The sequence below is a fragment of the Thalassospira sp. A40-3 genome, from assembly GCF_015871485.1.
Classification (GTDB): domain Bacteria; phylum Pseudomonadota; class Alphaproteobacteria; order Rhodospirillales; family Thalassospiraceae; genus Thalassospira; species Thalassospira tepidiphila.
Map to the genome: position 1 here is coordinate 1,392,396 of NZ_CP065428.1, position 18,978 is coordinate 1,411,373.

16 protein-coding genes are annotated in these 18,978 nt (G+C 54.2%); 9 read left to right on the plus strand and 7 right to left on the minus strand.

From position 1 onward, the window contains the following. Positions 1-428 precede the first annotated feature (428 nt). A complete protein-coding gene (locus tag IT893_RS06235; protein ID WP_008890584.1) occupies positions 429-662 on the plus strand; it encodes a hypothetical protein in 234 nt (77 codons plus the stop codon). Positions 663-768: 106 nt separating this feature from the next. On the opposite strand, the gene IT893_RS06240 is transcribed toward IT893_RS06235, so the two are convergent. The 6 genes from IT893_RS06240 to IT893_RS06265 form a co-directional block, all read right to left on the minus strand. After that, on the minus strand, positions 769-2,445 hold the full coding sequence (locus IT893_RS06240; protein WP_197147209.1) for a thiamine pyrophosphate-binding protein: 1,677 nt from the start codon (positions 2,443-2,445) through the stop codon (positions 769-771). Positions 2,446-2,512: 67 nt separating this feature from the next. After that, positions 2,513-3,862 (minus strand): NADP-specific glutamate dehydrogenase, encoded by a 1,350-nt coding sequence (gdhA, locus tag IT893_RS06245; RefSeq protein WP_197147210.1) that lies wholly within the window; start codon positions 3,860-3,862, stop codon positions 2,513-2,515. Positions 3,863-3,975: 113 nt separating this feature from the next. Further along, the gene (locus IT893_RS06250) at positions 3,976-4,575 is read right to left on the minus strand and encodes a 2-hydroxychromene-2-carboxylate isomerase (protein ID WP_197147211.1); all 600 of its coding nucleotides are present in this window, start codon (positions 4,573-4,575) and stop codon (positions 3,976-3,978) included. Between the two features lie 164 nt (positions 4,576-4,739). Next, the gene (locus IT893_RS06255) at positions 4,740-5,918 is read right to left on the minus strand and encodes an endo alpha-1,4 polygalactosaminidase (protein WP_197147212.1); all 1,179 of its coding nucleotides are present in this window, start codon (positions 5,916-5,918) and stop codon (positions 4,740-4,742) included. Between the two features lie 32 nt (positions 5,919-5,950). Further along, entirely contained in the window at positions 5,951-7,087 is a 1,137-nt protein-coding gene (locus tag IT893_RS06260) for an NAD(P)/FAD-dependent oxidoreductase (RefSeq protein ID WP_197147213.1), read from the minus strand. Positions 7,088-7,117: 30 nt separating this feature from the next. Further along, positions 7,118-8,107, minus strand: coding sequence for a hypothetical protein (locus IT893_RS06265; RefSeq protein ID WP_252724094.1), 990 nt, complete (start codon positions 8,105-8,107; stop codon positions 7,118-7,120). Positions 8,108-8,346: 239 nt separating this feature from the next. Between IT893_RS06265 and IT893_RS06270 the strand changes: the two genes are divergently transcribed. The 6 genes from IT893_RS06270 to pgmG all read left to right on the plus strand — a co-directional run bounded on the left by IT893_RS06270 (position 8,347) and on the right by pgmG (position 14,685). Continuing rightward, a complete protein-coding gene (locus IT893_RS06270) occupies positions 8,347-9,246 on the plus strand; it encodes a division plane positioning ATPase MipZ (RefSeq protein ID WP_008890591.1) in 900 nt (299 codons plus the stop codon). A 67-nt stretch (positions 9,247-9,313) separates the two neighbouring features. Next, a complete protein-coding gene (locus IT893_RS06275) occupies positions 9,314-10,036 on the plus strand; it encodes a VWA domain-containing protein (protein ID WP_197147214.1) in 723 nt (240 codons plus the stop codon). Further along, on the plus strand, positions 10,036-10,863 hold the full coding sequence (locus IT893_RS06280) for a DnaJ domain-containing protein (protein WP_197147215.1): 828 nt from the start codon (positions 10,036-10,038) through the stop codon (positions 10,861-10,863). The genes IT893_RS06275 and IT893_RS06280 overlap by 1 nt, the downstream gene beginning before the upstream one ends. Before the next feature lie 113 nt (positions 10,864-10,976). Further along, positions 10,977-11,864, plus strand: a complete 888-nt coding sequence (gene galU, locus IT893_RS06285) for a UTP--glucose-1-phosphate uridylyltransferase GalU (RefSeq protein ID WP_197147216.1) — start codon at positions 10,977-10,979, stop codon at positions 11,862-11,864. 80 nt (positions 11,865-11,944) lie between these two features. Further along, entirely contained in the window at positions 11,945-13,267 is a 1,323-nt protein-coding gene (locus IT893_RS06290; protein ID WP_197147217.1) for a UDP-glucose/GDP-mannose dehydrogenase family protein, read from the plus strand. Positions 13,268-13,269: 2 nt separating this feature from the next. Next, positions 13,270-14,685: a phosphoglucomutase/phosphomannomutase PgmG gene (gene pgmG / locus IT893_RS06295; RefSeq protein WP_197147218.1), complete on the plus strand. Its 1,416-nt coding sequence runs from the start codon at positions 13,270-13,272 to the stop codon at positions 14,683-14,685. A gap of 83 nt (positions 14,686-14,768) precedes the next feature. On the opposite strand, the gene IT893_RS06300 is transcribed toward pgmG, so the two are convergent. Further along, complete coding sequence (locus tag IT893_RS06300) at positions 14,769-16,037, minus strand: D-alanyl-D-alanine carboxypeptidase (RefSeq protein ID WP_197147219.1); 1,269 nt, start codon at positions 16,035-16,037, stop codon at positions 14,769-14,771. Positions 16,038-16,251: 214 nt separating this feature from the next. Between IT893_RS06300 and IT893_RS06305 the strand changes: the two genes are divergently transcribed. Together IT893_RS06305 and IT893_RS06310 are read left to right on the plus strand one after the other, a co-directional pair. After that, entirely contained in the window at positions 16,252-17,001 is a 750-nt protein-coding gene (locus tag IT893_RS06305; protein ID WP_197147220.1) for a hypothetical protein, read from the plus strand. 282 nt (positions 17,002-17,283) lie between these two features. Then, positions 17,284-18,678 (plus strand): phasin family protein, encoded by a 1,395-nt coding sequence (locus IT893_RS06310; RefSeq protein ID WP_197147221.1) that lies wholly within the window; start codon positions 17,284-17,286, stop codon positions 18,676-18,678. Positions 18,679-18,978 lie beyond the last annotated feature (300 nt).

Consider the following 18,978-nt stretch of genomic DNA (forward strand, 5'->3'; position numbering starts at 1 on the left):
CAAAAAAGATCGTTTCGGTTGAGGGGCTGCTTTGGTGTGGAATTATTCGGAGTTTGCCAAAGCTGCATTGTAATTTTATTGCGCGCAATGTGCGCTGCAGCATCTTCGCTGTTTGAAGGCAGGCGGCATTTTCGATCCGACCAAGATTCTTTTGTGGTCGAAATTGGCCCGTTTCAGCCTGGCTTTTATGGTGCAGTGCACTTGCGGCGATTTGTCCTGAATCAGAGCATTCGTCATGCGCCTATGCCAAATTCGCACTTGAAACCGGAGCAATTAATCTGGAAATATCAATTAACCGGATAATTTACGGCTCGTTAAGGTGCGAAACGTAGACTCACGGTTGGGTGTCTTGTGATTGAGATTCCCGGTTCAGGACAGGTTGGCGTCTGGGCGGCGCCAGCGAACAAAATATAAGGAGAGCGGCGGATATGTCTGCATTCACAGGCCATCGCCAAACCGTATATGAAGTTGAACTGCACAATCAGGCTGTGCGCGAATGTGTCAAAGAGAACCGATCCCACGACCTCTTTGATGACCGCTGGGCTGATGTTCAAACTCATGAAGTTGCGGCCAGCGACGAAACCAAGGCCCTTGCCATGATCGAAAATAGCTATCCGTCAGAAGATGGTTTCGTTGTCGATCACGTCAAACGCCTAGGATAACAGTCACCAAACATATTCGAAAAAAAAGCGTGGTCAGCTTTGCTGCCACGCTTTTTTTCTGAGCCGAACCTTCAAAACAAACCAGGTTTCATCGAGGCGATTTGGCCTATGACCTGAGCTTGCCCAGCATTTCCCGCCCCTTGGCAACGGCAAATTTCTGTGCCTGCGAGAAGGTCGGGTTTGGCGGCATGATCAGGGCGTCAGGGTCAACCGGGACCTGAATGACGGTTGGCTTCTTGCTTGCAAACGCTTGAGACAGCGCGCTTGAAAGCTCCTTGATGTTTTCCGCACGCAGGCCAAGACAGCCACAGGCCTGGGCAATGGCCGCCATATCCGGGTTCTTAAAGGCGATTGCATGTTCCGGCAGACCTTTGGCTTCTTGTTCCAGTGCGATGAAGCCAAGCTTGCTGTTGTCAAAAACAACCGCCGTAATCGGCAGATCGTATTCGGCTGCGGTCAAAAGCTCACCCATCAGCATGTTGAATGCGCCGTCACCCGCAATGGCGATGACCTGACGATCAGGATAGGCAAGCTGCGCGCCATTGGCCCCGGAAAGGGCAAAAGCCATTGTGCCGAGCCCGGATGACAGGGTGAAACGCTGGTTGCGTTTTACCCGCAAATGCCGCGCGGCCCAGGCCGTGGTCGTTCCGGTATCAACCAGGAAAATGGCATTGTCGGCGGCATGGTCACCGATTGCGGACATGACGCTTGCGGGGTGAAGCGGGCTTTTGTCGGACTTCTCGATCTTTGACCAATCGTCTTGCTGATCCTTGACCTTATCGATCCAGTGTTTGCGCTGTGTTTCAGTGTCTTTGGGGGGGACGCGATCCAGAATACCCTGCACCGATAGCTTGGCACTACCGATCAACGGGGCATCAATATCAAGCCGTTTGCCGATCTGGCTGCGATTGCTATCGATCTGGATGGTTTTGGCGTCTTTGGGGAAAAATTCCTGATAGGGGAAATCGGCGCCAATGATGCACAGCAAATCGCAATCTTCGACAGAATCCTGACCCGGTTTGCCACCCAGAAGGCCCAGCCCACCAATGCAAATGGGATCGTCGTCATCAAGCCAGTCTTTGGCGCGCAGGGTTCTGACGATCGGTGCATCAATCCGGTGCGCCAGATCAAAGATCTCTTGGGCTGCTTCGGCACCACCGATACCAGCAAGAATGACGGGCTTCGATGCCTGATCAATCAGTTTGGCAGCGTGATCAAGGTTGTCGCTGGACGGAGAAACTTCACGGGTTGCCAGCAAGGTTGCAATATTGATCGGATCACCGGCGCAATCGGCACTGGCGATATTGTTCGGGATACAGACATGGGCGGGCGCACGATTTTCAATCGCGGCCTTGCAGGCTTCTTTGAGGATACGCGGGGCCTGTGCCGGATCCATGATTGTCTCGGAATAGACGGTGACGTCTTCGAACAGCTTTTTCAGGTCAACTTCCTGATGATACTCGGTGCCGATAAATTCCGAATCAACTTGGCCTGTGATGGCAAGAACCGGGGCATGGTCGTGACGGGCATCATAAAGGCCGTTCAGAAGATGGATGGCACCGCCACCCGCGGTGCCGACACAGCATGAAAGATTGCCAGTCAGTTTTGCCTGTGCGGATGCGGCAAAAGCACCACCTTCTTCATGCCGGACAAGGACGAAATCAATTTCATCCCTGTTTTCAAGGGCAAATGTAATGTCATTGATGGCGTCACCTGGGATGCCAAACACATGTTTGACGCCAAGATCACTCAGTAAATTGATTGCGATATCGGCAACTTTCATGGGGAAACTCCTTGGTTTCAGTCGTGAGAGAGCCGCAAACTACAATCGTATCAACGGCCGGGTTTGATTACGAAAGCCAGAATGCATTCATGGTTTCTGCTATGCGTTTGAACGAAGCAAGATTGGCACCATCGCGATAATTGATGATTTTTCCGTCCGGACTGTTTTCGATGCAGTCCTTGTGAATTTTGGACATGATCTCACGAAGGCGTTTGTCGACGTTTTCCGTATCCCAACTCAGACGTTGCGCATTCTGGCTCTGTTCAAGGCCGCTTACTGCAACGCCGCCGGCATTGGATGCTTTGCCAGGGGCATGCGGGACATTGGCGTTGATGAATACTTCCTGTGCCTTTGCCGTCAGCGGCATGTTCGCGCCGTCACAGAGCATCATCACCTTGTTTTCAACAAGCTGCTTGGCGTCTTGTTCATCAAGCTCGTTTTGGGTCGCGCAGGGCAGGGCAATATCGCACTCAAGCCCCCAGGGGTTCTTGTCTTCAAGGAACTCGGAATTCTTGCCGCCGTCAAATTCTGCCAGCGATTTGCGTTGGTTGTTTTTCCAGTCATCAACCTGATCAAGAAGGTCATTTGTCAGGCTATCGGCAAAGTACATGGTGCCGGAGCTGTCACTCAGACTTATGACCTTGGCTTCAAGTTCTATGGCCTTGCGCGCGGCGTGAAGCGCAACATTGCCTGCACCACTGATCGCAATGCGTTTGTCTTTGATTTCCTTGTTTTCCTGATCAAGCATGTGACCAAGGAAATAGATGCAGCCATAGCCGGTTGCTTCTGTGCGGCCGGCACTGCCGCCAAAGTGGCATCCTTTCCCGGTCAGCGCACCGGTCCACTTTTGCGTCAGCTTGATATAGTGACCAAAAAGGATGCTGATTTCACGTCTGCCAACACCGATGTCCCCGGCGGGCACATCGGTATCTGGCCCGATATGGCGATATAGTTCCTGCATGAATGCCTGACAGAAACGGGCGATTTCCTGCGGGGATTTGTCCTTTGGCGAAAAGTCGGCACCACCTTTTGCCCCGCCCATCGGCAAGCCGGTCAGGCTGTTTTTCAGGGTTTGTTCAAACCCGAGAAACTTGAAGATACTGGTGCTGACCGTCGGGGCAAACCGAAGGCCGCCTTTATAGGGGCCCATCGATTGATTGAACTGAATGCGCCAACCGCGATTGACCTGTATCTGTTGGTCGTCATTTTCCCATGCCACGCGAAATTGCAGCACGCGATCCGGTTCGGTGCAGCGTTCAAGAACCGCATTTTTGCGCATCTCGGTTTGATCAAGATACCAACCGGCAATGGAGCCGACGACTTCCTCCACTGCCTGGTGAAATTCCGGCTCGTTCGGTGTCTTGTCCTCAAGCCGGCTCAGGAAGTCTTTTTGAAAATCAGATGCGCTTTGTGTCATTTAAATGCGGGCTTTTTTACTGTTTCTGCTGCTCTGGTTAACGTGCCAGAGGCGAAAAAGTGCCCGCATAATATTTTGTTTTGGTGGTTTTTAAGGTGCTATGGCGCGCTTGATCAGGGGTTCAGTTGAAGCGTTCGTTCAACAAAATCAAGGCGGTCCTGCCCCCAGAACATCTCGTTGCCGATGAAATAGGTCGGCACACCAAAGATGTTACGATCACGTGCGGACTGGCAGTTCTCGTCATAGATTTTGGCGATCTCTGGCAAGTCGGCATGTTCGAGATATTCCGTCGACAGGCCAGTTGATATCAGGGCCTCGCGCACGGTCGCGGGCAGCGAAACATCACGTTCACGCAGCCAGATATCCCCCATCAGGGTTTCAGTCAAAGTACTGACGTCCTTGCCATCGTCCTGAACGGCGATGATGGTGCGCGCGGCAAGTGTTTCATCGACCGGGAAATGGGTCGGATGCAGATTGATCGGAATGCCGAGATAATCCGACCAGCGTTTCAGTTCAACAAGTCGGTATTCTTGACGCGGTTTCGGGCGTTTTGCCAAAGGCACGCCACCACCATGTTCCCAGACATCGGCAGCCCGACAGGGTTTATGGATAATTTCCACGCCATGTTTTTTGGCGATGTCGACAACGCGGCGAAACCCGAAAAAAGACCACGGTGATTGCACGAAGAAATAGTGGATGATGGGTTCGGACATATGGGCCTCCTGGCGCCGCGATGCAGATTATGTTTTTGAATTGCCGACATTCGACACCCACCACACTGCCCAAACAGGGGTGCTGCGTCAAATGTCCTTGGCGTAATCACGTACAGGTTCAGGTCATATGTTTGTGATGATGGAATGCGAAATGTCTGCGCGGCCTAGTAGTCAAGCCACCAGGAATATTCATCAATACCCGCCATCAGAACACCGTCAAAGCCGAGCTTCATGATGTTGCCAAGATAGCTGTTTTCGCTGCCAAAGATGATGCTTTGCCATTCGCGTGACCAATAATGCACGTGGTTTTCCTGTCCCCAGCGTGCCATCAGGTTGCCTTCACTGATGAAATCGGGACTTCCGGCACGCCATCCGCTTTGCCAGTAATAGCGATATGTCTCGGCCGTCGCGATATTGAGGTACGAAATCAGGATCCGTGGTGTTCCGGTCTTCTTGTAACGAAGCCGCTTCATATCATCATAGGTCAGCGGAATGGTCCCGCGATGGAACGGATCAATGATCAACGTGTCGTAGTTGGTCGCAACCAGCGCATCGACATAGGCGTCCTTGGTGCCATAGGGCGAACTATCAAGCACCAGGGCAAAGTTCTTTGCCTCGCGGATATTGTCGATCACATGCGGATTTGCCCCGAAAGGTGTGCTTGGAACCTTTGCCAGCGATGAAAGCTGCATGCCAGGCGGTGGGGCTGCGTAATAAAGTGCATCCAGCCCCCGAAGCTGCGCGCGCGCCTTGTCCATGTCGGATCGATTTTCGGTGTAGTCGACCGCAAGATATTGCAGGCCTTCAAGTTTAAGCCGTTCCAGATAACCAAGGATGTATTTGGTTTCTTCGGCGTTGGTGGCTTCACCGTATTTCTCAAAGCCGTAAAATGGGGCTTCGACCAAAATGCCGTCAAGTGCCCGCAAATAGTTTCTGGCCGGTTCAGCGACGCCGCGTGTCGCAAACAGGGTTTTTTCAAGGAACTCGGTCAGTTCCAGGCCATTCATTGCAATGATCGAAAAGTCACTGCGATAGCTTTTTGCCCACCGACTGATCGCGATGACGTAATCGCGCATTTCCTCGACGAAGTCTTTTTCGGGCTTTCCGGTGTCTGTCAGGCCGGGGAGGCCCTCGGTCAGGCTGTTGGGGGCGGGGATAAAAGGTTCAAGCTGCTGTGCAACTGCAACAATCGGTGTTGATGCCAGTAATGCCCCGCCAAGCCCCGTCGCACCAGCGCCAAGGAAATGTCGGCGCGAGATGGATTTGGGCGCAGCGTTTCCGCCAGACGCATTTTGCGCCTTTTGTTGGATCCGCCCTGACGTGCTGTAAGGTTGCTTGGCCATGCCTTTATCCATCGCTGATGATATGGGCGATCTTATGATGCTGCCTTCATTGCGCCTTGCTGTGTGATCAACTCAGTCACCCGGTTTCCAATTGCAAGGGATGCAGTAAGACCCGGTGATTCAATACCATAGAGCATTACAAGACCATTAAGCCCGTGGTGTTTTTCATCAGCAATCATGAAGTCACGCGCAGCTTCACCCGGGGCCTGGATTTTTGGTCGCACCCCGGCATAGCCGGTCTGAAGCGCACTTTCGTCAAGATCGGGATAGTATTTGCGGATGGCTTCGGCAAAGTCGGCCCGACGTTCTTCGGGGACGTCATAGTTTGGTGCATCAACCCATGTCACGTCCGGGCCAAAGCGCGCCTGTCCCCCCATATCAAGGGTGAGGTGAATGCCAAGGCCTGCCTGTTCGGGTGCCGGATAGATCAGGGTGGAAAACGGTGCCTTGCCCGATAGCGTGAAATAACAGCCACGCGCATAATGTTGTGGCGGGACAGATGCCTGTGGCAGGCCGGTAAAGTTCCGGCCCAAGGTCTGGCTGTGCAGGCCACCGGCAACGATCAGTTCCGCGCAGGTCAGGCTCATTTCTTCGCCGTCGGCATCGGTGGTGCTGACGGTATAAAGCCCGTTTTCAAAACTGACGGCTGTGACCTTGGTGTTGATCGCAAGTGTTGCGCCGTTGTTTTCCGCCTCACCCAGCAGGGTGACCATCAACTGGTGGCTATCGACAATACCGGTGGACGGGCTTTCTAGGGCGCCGACACAATGAAGGGCCGGTTCGCGTTCAAGGGCCTCTTCGCGGGACAGCCAGACAAGGTCGGTGACCCCGTTTTCATATGCCTTGTCCTTGATCCCGGCCAGTGCTGCCATTTGGTCTTCGGCTGTGGCGACAATCAGTTTGCCGGTGCGTTTGTGTTCGATGCCGTTTTCTTCGCAATAACGATACAGCATCTCTCGCCCGGTGACGCAAAGCTCGGCCTTCAGGCTGCCTTTCGGGTAATAGATCCCGGCATGAATGACTTCGCTGTTGCGTGCGCTGGTCTCTGTGCCAATTGCATCATGCTGTTCAATGATCAGGACTTCGCGGCCGGTTCGCGCAAGTGAACGGGCACAGGCCAGGCCGACAACGCCGGCCCCGATGACGATGGTTTGGATATCTGCAGTCATGATCACGTGTATCTTGGTTAGGGTGGTGAGTTAGTTTGCCTGGCGGAAATAGACAGCCTGTCCTTGGTTGTCCTTGCCATTACCGGTGACAACAGCTGGTGATTCGCTGGTGTAAATACCGCGCGCAAAGCTGCTGTCGTTACAATAGACATACCAAGTCCCGAACGGAAGCGTATCACTTTGATAGGCGCCGCCTTCATGGCGCCAGATGCCCTCGCAGTGACGTTGGTCATCATCAAGGATCATTGTGCCTTCGCCTGATGGCTGATCAAAGCGCAGCGTGCCGGTTCCGCGCACCGATTGCCAGTTGGTGATGATATCAATGCCATCAATCGGCGGCGGGGTGGTTTCGCCTTCAGGCTGCTGAAGCAGGGTGTCATCTGCTGGTGCGACAACAGCGGCGGCAATTGCCGAATTTTCCGCGAGCTCAATGTTCAATCGGCCAAAGAAACCGGCGGCGAATTCCTGGGCATCAATCATTGGCAGGCCACTGAGTGGCGCACTGCTGCTACTTGTGGCCTGAACCTGTGTCGGGGTGCAGTAATAGCCCAGCAGGCGACTGCCACGTTGGGCCGGTGTTTGCGGATCCCATTGCCCGACAAAGGAAACGCATTGCGACCCGTTGCGGGTAAAGGGCGACAGGGCAATCGGGCCATATCGGGTTTCCTGTACGAAGCTTGCACCATTCAGGCTGGTGCGGCCGCGAAGCGCGTCAAACATATCAAGCAACTGCTCGGACGCCATGGCGGTGCTGAACCGGAAGCCGGGCGCGGAGGTCGTATAGACCGTTTCAAGGTAAAGGTCACTTGCAGCGGCAGGGGATTCGCTTACCGAACGCGGCGCATACCAGCGGCCAACAAAGACCGTACTGTTATCGCGATACTGACGCAGGAAGGTGTTCTGACCCTCGACGTCCGGGGCAAAGACAACCGGGCTCTGGTCTTGCGGGATTTGTTCGAACCCGCCGGTTTGCTGTGCGACGGCCATCTGTGGTGTTGCCACCAGAAGGCTTGCAAACATGCTGCCGATCAAAGCCGCCCGATACCTCACATTGCGTCCTTTCTATATGTTTTCAGGCGCATTTTTGTATTGCGCTACCCTTATCTTTACCTTTGTGCATCTAGATTGGCTAGGGGGCAGTCAACCGATGCCTGTTAACGTGATCTCTTTTACCTTGATTTTTGGGTGCAAACGGGCTCATTGGGGAGGTTGGCCTTGGGGACAAAGTCAAAAAGCCTGAAGATACGGAGCATTTTATCATGACGGTGCAACAGACCGGCGCGAACGGGGACAGCGCGGGCCAGCAGACGGCAACGGACAAACAGCCGCCGTCCAATCGCGCCCATGTAATCGTGATCGGCAATGAAAAGGGCGGGTCAGGCAAATCGACAACGGCGATGCATCTGATCGTTTCCCTGATGAAGATGGGGTTCAAGGTCGGATCGCTTGATATCGACGCCCGTCAGGGGACACTGACACGCTATGTTGAAAACCGGAACGCCTTTAACGACCGCAAGGGTCTTAAGCTTCCGGTGCCCGATCATCGGCCGATTTATCGCAGTGAATTACCGGACGCCAACCAAGCCAAGCTGGACGAGCGCGAACGCTTTACGACCGCACTTGGTGAAATGGTGATCGGTTGCAATTTCATCGTCATGGATTGCCCGGGCAGTGACAACTATCTTTCGCGTTTGGCCCATGCCTGTGCCGATACGCTGATTACCCCGATCAATGACAGCTTTATCGACCTTGATATGTTGGCGCGGATTGACCCGGACAGCCTTGATATTAAGGGACCCAGCATCTATGCCGAGATGGTCTGGGATGCGCGCAAGCGTCGGGCGGCGATTGATGGTGGAACGATTGACTGGATCGTCATGCGTAACCGTCTTTCACATCTTGATGCGCGCAACAAACGCGACATTGCCGAAATCGTCGACAAGTTGGCCGATCGCATCCGCTTCCGTCAGGCGCCAGGTTTTGGCGAACGCGTGATTTACCGCGAACTTTTCCTCAAAGGTCTGACGCTGCTTGATCTGCGTGAAAAGGGTGTCGGCATCCCGATGAGCATGTCGCACATGGCCGCCCGTCAGGAAGTCAGATCGCTTCTGGAAGTGATCGGCTTCAAACCGGCTGACGGCGAGGAGTTGCCGATCTGACTGCATCCGGCCTATATCTTGTGGGACGACAAATTGTCCAACCGGAATATGAAGCAGGCAGGTCTCCTTGACGCGCAAAGACATCATTCCAGAGACATCCGACGCCAACGAAGTGGCAGACTTCTTGGGCAAGGCGCGGCAGATGGCGGTCCACGCGCCATCATCCGGGCCGGCACAGGGGCGACTGATTTTTGCCATGGATGCAACTGCCAGCCGCCAGCCAAGCTGGGACACGGCGGCTGAAATTCAGGCGGAAATGTTTGAGGCGGTCGATGGTGTCGGCGCCCTTGATGTGCAGCTTGTGTTCTTTCGCGGGCTTTCGGAATGCAAATCAAGTGGCTGGTGCCGCAACGCAAAATCATTCCGCGATTATATCACCAAGGTTACTTGTCGCGCCGGACATACACAGATCGAACGCGTTCTGGCCCATGTCGAACGCGAAGCGGGTGATAAAAAAATCGATGCCTTGATTTATGTCGGCGACTGTATCGAGGAAAATCCAGATCATCTGGCCCCGATTGCTGGGAAACTGGCGCTTAAGGGGGTAAAGGCATTCATGTTTCAGGAAGGCCACGATCGGGATGCGGCATTTGCCTTTGGCGAAATTGCGCGGATAACCGGTGGTGCCTTCATGCAGTTTGATGCCAGTGCGGCCGGTAAGCTTCGTGATTTGCTGGGTGCAGTGGCAAGTTATGCCGTGGGCGGGCAGTCCGGACTTTCGATCTATCAAAAGAAAACCGGGTCCGAGGAAGTGCTTAGGCTTGGTCATCAATTGCGAAAGCCGCGTTGATGCAGTGGCTTTTGATCGGCATCGCAGCATTTATCGGGGTTGGCTTCTTCATTCGCTGGATGACAGAGGCCGAGCCCAAAGAAATCCGTAAAATTGTCTTATTTATGATCATCTTGGTGTTGATCATGCTTGCGGGCTGGTTGTTGCTCACAGGCAAGATTGCCGCGATGGGCGCGGCTTTGGCGGCGACTGTGCCGTTCTTGTTTCGGATGATGAAGCTTGGATTTCTGTGGCCAATTTTTCGCAGGATCTTTGCAGCGTCCCGAAAACGCGCCCAGCCGGGAAGTTTTGGCAACCGCACATCCGGTGCGGGACCAAGTTCGGAAATTCGCACTGAATTTCTGCATATGGTGCTTGATCTTGAAACCGGGCAAATGCGCGGTGGCGTTGTCAGCGGTCCCTTTGCCGGGGCCGATCTTGACAGCTTGGGACTTGACGACCTGCAGTCGCTTTATGTTGACTGTTGCAGTGCAACCGACCAAAGCTGGGCGGTACTGGAAGCCTATCTTGAACGCCGTCCTGATTGTGCGGGATGGCAAAGCTGGCGCCAGAAAGACAACGGCGAAGACGGAGCACAAAACGGAGGAAGCGACCGCAACCATAACGAGCAAGGCCAAGGTGACAAAAGGAGTTCAAGTGCGTCTGGCATGACGGCGAAAGAGGCCCGAGAAATCCTGGGTGTGGCGGATAATGCCTCCCGCGAGGAAATCAACCGGGCCTATAAAAAGCAGATCAAGGCGGTCCACCCGGATCATGGTGGATCGGACTATCTGGCCTCAAAGATCAATGCCGCGCGGAGCCTTTTGTTACGGCTATGTAAAGATTAGCGTCAATAATACGTGCGCTTGCTTGATCCGTGTTCTGGAATTGTGGCAGAAGCATATATGCGGGCAATTCCAATACGGACTGGCATGCAGCGGTTGAAAAAGGAAAGTATTGAATGTCAAAAAGAATCAAGAAGGCAGTTTTTCCGGTCGCAGGCATGGGAACCCGTTTTTTGCCCGCTACCAAGGCAATGCCAAAAGAAATGCTGCCGGTCGTTGACAAGCCGCTTATTCAATACGCTGTCGAAGAAGCCATTGCGGCCGGTATCGAAGAATTCATTTTTGTGACTGGTCGCGGCAAAACCGCGATTGAGGACCATTTTGATCGCTCTGCCGAGCTGGAGGCGATCCTGACCGAGCGGGGCAAGGAAGAAGCACTGTCCAAAGCGCTTGAAATGATCCCGGAAAACGGTCGTGTGACCTATACCCGTCAGGGCAACCCGCTTGGCCTCGGGCACGCTGTTCTGTGCGCCAAGTCGCTGGTCGGTGACGAGCCGTTTGTCGTGCTGCTGGCCGATGACCTTATCCAGTCAAAAGTCCCCTGCATGAAGCAGATGGTCGATAGTTATGGTCGTACGGGTGGCAACATGGTTGCCGTGATGGATGTCCCGCGCGATGAAGTTCATCGTTATGGTGTGCTGGAAATCGAAGGCACCAACGGCCGCCTTGTCAGTGCATGCGGCATGGTGGAAAAGCCAAAACCCGAAGAAGCCCCGTCGACCTTGTCCGCCATCGGGCGTTACATCCTTGATCCTGGCATTTTCGAGGTGCTTGAAAACATTCCGCGCGGCGCTGGTAATGAAATCCAGCTGACCGATGCGTTGGCCGCAATGATCGGCAAGGTGCCGTTCTATGGCTATAATTTCGAAGGCCGTCGTTTTGATTGCGGCAACAAGATCGGCTTCCTGAAAGCCACAATGTCATTTGCCCTTGCCCGTGAAGATATGCGCGACGATGTCCGCAAGCTTATTCACGAATTCGCCGAAGGCGAAGCGGCAGAATAATCATTCATGTCAACAATGTCCGACCGGAATAGCGATGTGATCTGTTCCGGTCGGGATTTACTTACCAGGATAAAACCTCCATGCGCGTAGCTATGATCGGGACCGGATATGTTGGACTTGTTTCCGGTGCCTGCTTTTCCGAGTTTGGTACGGACGTTGTTTGTGTCGACAAGGATGTAGAAAAAATCGCCCGTCTCGAAGACGGTATCATGCCAATCTACGAGCCCGGGCTGGATGTTCTGGTCGAAAATAACGTCAAGGCAGGCCGCCTGACCTTTACCACCGACCTCAAGGAAGGGGTCAAGGATGCGGACGCTGTCTTTATTGCCGTTGGCACGCCGACCCGACGCGGCGATGGTCATGCCGATCTGAGTTACGTTTATGCTGCGGCCGAGGAAATTGCCGAAGCCATGGACGGCTTCACCGTCATCGTTACCAAATCAACCGTCCCGGTTGGAACCGGTCGTGAGGTCGAACGCATCATTCGTGAAAAGCGCCCGGATGCAGAATTTGCTGTGGTCTCGAACCCGGAATTCCTGCGCGAAGGATCGGCGATTGGCGATTTCATGCGCCCGGACCGCGTCGTCATCGGCACCAGTGATGAGCGCGCCCGCGAAGTGATGTCGGATCTGTATCGTCCGCTGTATCTGATCGAAACCCCGATTGTCTTCACCACCCGTGAAACGTCGGAAATGATCAAATATGCGGCCAACACCTTCCTTGCCGCCAAGATCACCTTCATCAACGAAATTGCCGATCTTTGTGAAAAGGTCGGTGCGGATGTCCATGATGTTGCACGCGGCATCGGCCTTGATGGCCGTATTGGCAAGAAGTTCCTGCATCCCGGTCCGGGCTATGGCGGGTCCTGCTTCCCGAAAGATACCATCGCACTTGTGCGCACCGCACAGGAATATAACAGTCCGCTTCGCATCATCGAGACGGTTGTCGATGTCAACGCCAAGCGTAAAAAGGCGATGGCAGATCGCGTGATCTCGGCATGCGGTGGCTCTGTTGCGGGCAAGACCATCGGTATTCTTGGTCTGGCTTTCAAACCCAATACCGATGACATGCGCGATGCACCGAGCCTTGATATCGTGCCAGCCCTGATCGCGGCAGGGGCGAGTGTCAAGGCCTATGACCCCGAAGCCATGGAAGAAGCCAAGAAGCTTCTCGATGGCATTTCATATTGCGACAACGCTTACGATACGGTCGAAGGCGCTGATGCAATGGTGGTTCTGACCGAGTGGAACGAATTCCGCGGTATGGACCTTGATCGCATCAAGGACGCGCTGAAACACCCGATCGTCGTTGATCTGCGTAACGTTTATGATCCGAACGAGATGGCTGAAAACGGTTTCAGCTATTCCTGTGTCGGTCGTGCATCTATCGGAGGCAAATCCTAACCATGACGAATTCCGCCGGACACAAGTTTGATAGCTCTGTTTTGCGCGAATATGACGTGCGTGGCGTTGTTGGCGAAACCCTGCATGCGGCAGACGCCAATGCGCTGGGTAAAGCCTTCGGCACCATGGTGCGCAGATCTGGCGGAAAGCGCGTCGCCCTGGGGCGCGATGGTCGTCTGAGCTCGCCGGAACTGGCGGCTGCATTGGCCGAAGGCATTCTGTCGACCGGTTGTGACGTGGTGCGCATTGGTCGCGGGCCAACCCCGATGCTGTATTTCACGGTTTATGATCAAAAAACCGATGCCGGCATCATGGTCACCGGTTCGCATAACCCGTCGAACTATAATGGCTTCAAGATGCTTAATGCTGGCAAGTCGGTATTTGGCGACGCCATTCAGCAACTGGGCAAAATTGCCGCCAGCGGTGATTTCGAAACCGGGCAGGGCACGGCAAGCGACATTGATATCGAGGATCGCTTTGTCGAACGCCTTGTGGCCGAGCTTGACTGTGATGTTCCCAATCCGATGACGATTGTCTGGGATTGCGGCAATGGTTCTGCCGGTGACGTAGTTCGCAAACTGACGGCCAAGCTGCCCGGTACGCATCATCTGTTGTTTGATGACATCGATGGCAATTTCCCCAACCATCACCCTGATCCGACGGTTGAGGCCAACCTTGTGGACCTCAAGGCGGCCGTTGCCAAACATAATGCCGACTGGGGTGTTGCCTTTGACGGCGACGGTGACCGGATTGGCGTGATTGATGGCAAGGGCAACGTCCTTTGGGGCGATCAGCTGCTGCAGATCTATGCCGCAGACGTTTTGCAGCGTCAGCCAGGCGCTGCGATCATTGCCGATGTTAAGGCCAGCCAGACCCTGTTTGACGAGGTCAACCGGATTGGTGGCAAGGCGATCATGTGGAAGACCGGTCATTCCCTGATCAAAACCAAGATGATCGAGGAAAAGGCACCGATCGCCGGTGAAATGAGCGGCCATATCTTCTTTGCCGAACGCTATTACGGCTATGACGATGCGACCTATGCCGCCGTGCGCCTATATCGCATTCTGGTTCAAAGCGGCAAAAGCCTTGCCGAATGGCGGGCCGCGATGCCGGTTGCAGTCAATACGCCGGAAACCCGTATCGACTGCCCGGATGACCGCAAGTTCGCGCTGATTGAAGAAGTCCGTGCCCGCTTGGCTGAAGCCGGTGCCGAGGTCAGCGGCATTGATGGTGTGCGTGTCAGCACCGATGATGGTTGGTGGTTGCTGCGTGCATCCAACACCCAGCCTGCCATCGTGGCCCGTTGTGAGGCCGCCGACGATGCCGGACTTGAACGTTTGAAGGGGCAGGTGACCAATCAGTTGGTCAAAAGCGGTCTGTCTTCGGATGACTTCTTTGCCCCGGGTGGCGGTCACTAATTAAGACGTTCACCGAAGACAAAATGAAAAAGGCCCGTCAGAAAATCTGACGGGCCTTTTTGTATCTCTGTTTGATTTGGCTTTTAGCCAGCATCACCTGCATTGACCGGGATGCACGCCACATTTTCACGCTTGAGCGCGTCACACGCAGCGCGTGCTTCGTTCTCGCCATCAAAGCCCAGCAGACGGGCACGATAGACAACACCGGTACCGCTGGCTTGCTGCTCTACCGCAGCACGGGTCAGGCGCAGAACATCCGGGGCTGTGCGTGCCGCGGCAAGGACCGCTTCTTGTGCCCGGCGCTGATCGCTAAAGGCGCCAACCTGAATGCCCCAGCCTGCACCGGTTTCCGGCTTCAGGCGGGTGACAACGGTTTGGGTGTCAATACGGCCCGGCTGTTCTGCTTCGCGAAGCGTGCTGCGCTTGGCAATCAGCAACTGGGCATCTGCGGGCAGGATCTTGTCTTCCGGGCTGATGCGCGGACGCGGAACAACGATTTCACCGTCCTTGGTCAGCTTCATATAGGCCTGATCAAGAAGCTTTTTCATCTGGTCATCACGGGTGCGGGCCGTGCGGCCCCCAAACACAACGCCAATCAGGCGTTTGCCATTACGATTGACCGAGGCGACAAGGTTGAAGCCCGATGCGTTGATATAGCCGGTCTTGATCCCGTCGGTACCATAGTAGGACGCCAGAAGGTTGTTGTGGTTGCCATAGGTGCGGTTGCCAAAGCGGAACTTCTGGGTCGCGAAGTAATGATAGTAGCTGCCATAATTCTTGCGCAGCGCCACAGCCAGTTTGATCATGTCACGTGCGGTGGTCATCTGCCCCCGGTTGGGCAGGCCAGATGCATTGCGGAAGGTGGTGCGCGACATGCCAAGGCGACGTGCCTCGGACGTCATCATCTGGGCAAACTTGATTTCGGTGCCACCAAGGTGTTCGGCAACAACAACTGCAATGTCGTTGGCCGATTTGGTGACCAGCGCCAAAATGGCGTCCTTGACGGAAATGGTTTCGCCCGGCTGAAGACCAAGTTTGGAGGGGGCCTGGCCCCAGGCGCGTTTGGAAACCTTCATCCGAGTCGAGAGCGATACCTTGCCATGTTCCAAGGCATCAAAGACCATGTAAAGGGTCATGATCTTGGTCAGCGACGCCGGATAGACCTTGTGATCCGCCCGATATTCATGAAGCGTTTCGCCAGTGTCGCCGTCAATAATCATCGCCGTGTAAGTCCGCGCCTGCGCAGCGGAGGGCGAGAGAACTGTGAATGAAATAGTCGCAACCAGACACAAAAGCACAACAACAACGCCACGCATGCTCAGCGAGCGCGTCACGGACAGAGCTTTGGCCATTGCAGTTGGCCCGGAAAGGGTCATTAAACGCATTATATCGGGCTCGGCTTTGAGGTTTCCCCAAGAACTAAATAAGTTCACTGTCGCATCACAGCCTTAAACAAATGTTTAAGAGCATCGAATTTCGGTGGTCGTCACTCGGGCCTTGAGATGGCCATTTTTATTCGCAAGACTGTATTTTATATCTCCAGATTAGCAAAAAATCGAGGATCGAATGTCAGAAAAGACGGCTCCAGTTCACACCAATACGGGGACCCGCAGCGCCAGCTGGGCCAAAGCAGGTCTTGCCGCACTGGTGATTGCAGGCCTTACCGGTTGTACCTTTACCCAAACCAGTGACGTCAGTAATCCGCTTGTCCGCAAGGCATCATGGTTTTCTTATCTTAATGCCGATGATCTTCGTCAGGCTTGTGCAGCAGGCGATGCAGAAGGACAAATTCGCATTATTTATAATGCCGAATATTACAAGGAAGTCCGCGTCTTTGAATTAACGCCGTATCCCGGCTTTGAGGAATTCAATCTGACCACCCGTGTCTTCGGGCCGATACAGGTCAAGGAAATCAATGTCGAGGTCAATGCACCGCTTGGTGCCTTTGGGGGCGAAGAGGCGGTTGATCGTATTGACCGCGATTCTTATCTTGCCATCACCGATGCGCTGCAGGCCGAAGGTTTCGGAACGCAAAACCGTGATGGTCTGCGTCTGTATTCCGATGATTTTTACTGGGTCGCCATAGGATGCTCTTCGGGTGGCATCACGCTGGGTACATGGGCATCAGGTGTGGATGATTTGCGTGCCCTTAAGTTCCCGGAAGTTCTGGCAAACCTTTCTTCGGTTGAAAAAGATCTTCCAGAGCCGCCTGTCGCTGAAAACGCACGATCACAATCGGCGGCACAGATGCATCATGTCCAGAACAGCGACTCCGGTGAGTTTTACAGAACCGTGCGCGGAAATATGCTTCGTTAGGGTTCCAATATCTTGCAACCGGGCGATGGCGTGACGTGTTCATGTTATTGCCCGGCTTGCTAGATTTATTGCAACGCAGCAAAACTTCGGGCTAATGCCTTGATCAAGTTGCTGTTTTAAAAATTTCTTGGAATTCCGGCGTTTTCTGGTGGAGGCGTACCGGGAAATATGGCGTTTTTGTCACTAAACCGTACTTGACGCGACGGGGTAATTCCATCTAGGGTTATGTTGCAATGCAACATTGATCCGGATGGATATTCCGGTGATCAGGAGGTTGAGGCAATGGCTGATTCCAAAAAGAAACTAGCCGGGAAAACTGCAACCAAGCAGGCTTCCGCGTCGTCACCCAAAACTGTAGCAGCTTCAGTCCCGTCGGCAGCGCAGTCTGCGCCTGCCAAGCGCAAGGTAATGACATCTTCCGAGATAGAAGCCGCAGCTCAGCAGCCGTCGGCGGAAGCACAAAAGGCATCGCCTTCACCATCGCCCGATAAGGCAAAGACGCCGAGTGACGGTGCGTCGACCAAAGCTGCCGGTCAGGCTGCTTCGTCTGAGACGGTCGTGAAGGTTGATGCATCTGCGTCTGCTGCCAAAACGCCGGTCAAAGATGCTGCGCCGGCTGGTGCTTCCGAAAAAAATGCAGAGTCCCCGAAACCTGCCAAGGCTGATGCATCTTCGCCATCTGCGCCGGCATCAAAGCAGGCTGAATCTGCCGCGAAACCTTCCGTTGCGACTTCCGGGGCCGCGCGACCTAATGGCGATATGACGCCGCCAGCAATCAAGTCGACAGCGCCCAAATCCCCCACCAAAAGCGAAAAGGCCAATACTGTGAGCACGAAACCCAAAACTACGGCAACCAGCAAGTCTGCCGCTTCCGCCGCCCCGAAAAAGAAAACCGTTGCCAAGTCGGCGCCGAAAAAGGCTGCTGCTGCACCAGCAAGTACGGCATCAAAATCTGCGCCTGCACCGAAGGCCGCGGCACCGGCGACGTCCGAGAAATCGGCTGCACCGGCAACCGTGGCGGCTGAGTCTGCTGTCTCCAAGCCTGCGGCAACACCGGCCGCGACCCAAACCCCAGCCAAGCCCGCTGCAACCGCAAAGCCGGTTGATGCGAAACCGAAGGCCGAACCAAAGCAGGGCGACGTTTTTGGCTTTGGTGCGTTGTTCATCGACGGAACGGGCATGGAGCCCTATTTCGAACTTTGGAAGACGCCAGAGGTCGAAGCAATGGTTGCCGCTGGCAATGAGGCATTCGAAGAAAGTGTTTCTGCTGCCAATGAGGCATTCGGCAAGATCTTTGAAACCATGACCGGTCAGGCCGATGTTTTTTCCGGTGCCGGGTCGCGTGTTGCTGCTCAGTATGAAGAGCTGCTTGATACCCAGAAGAAAAGCTTCGAGGAAGTTTGGCAGGCAACCATGGCGATGTTTGAAAAGACCGGTGGCATTGGCACCGAGCTTTCGACCTGGATGCAAAAAGAATTTGAAGCATCGCAAGATGATCTTGATGAGCTGACCAAGGTTGAAAGCCTTGCAGACCTTCAGGAGCTGCATTCACGCATCGTCAATCGCTGCTATGAAAGCAGTTTGGCCGAAGGTGAAAAGATGCAGGAACTGATGTTTTCGGCCTTTTCGGACGGCTTGAATGCCATTAGCAAGGCAACGAATGTTGCACTGAAATGAGGCAATGGATGCATGTTGGATATCCCAGCACCTTCCAGTCCCAAGCGGGTATGGCTTTTAGCCATGCCCGTTTTTTTATGTGTCTTTTCGCGTCCCGGATAATTTTGGAGTGACAATAATCACGAAGTTTGTCGCCTGATCTTGCAGTGCGTTATTCGCAGCCTAAATGAATCGAAGATGGACAACGAACGAAACTCGGATGCACAATAAATTCCTAGTGAGAACCGCGTAGCGGACTTTGAAAGAGTTTGGCAATGACCTATCATGGAGATCATGCAGGAAATAAGGGTTCCGGTAAGT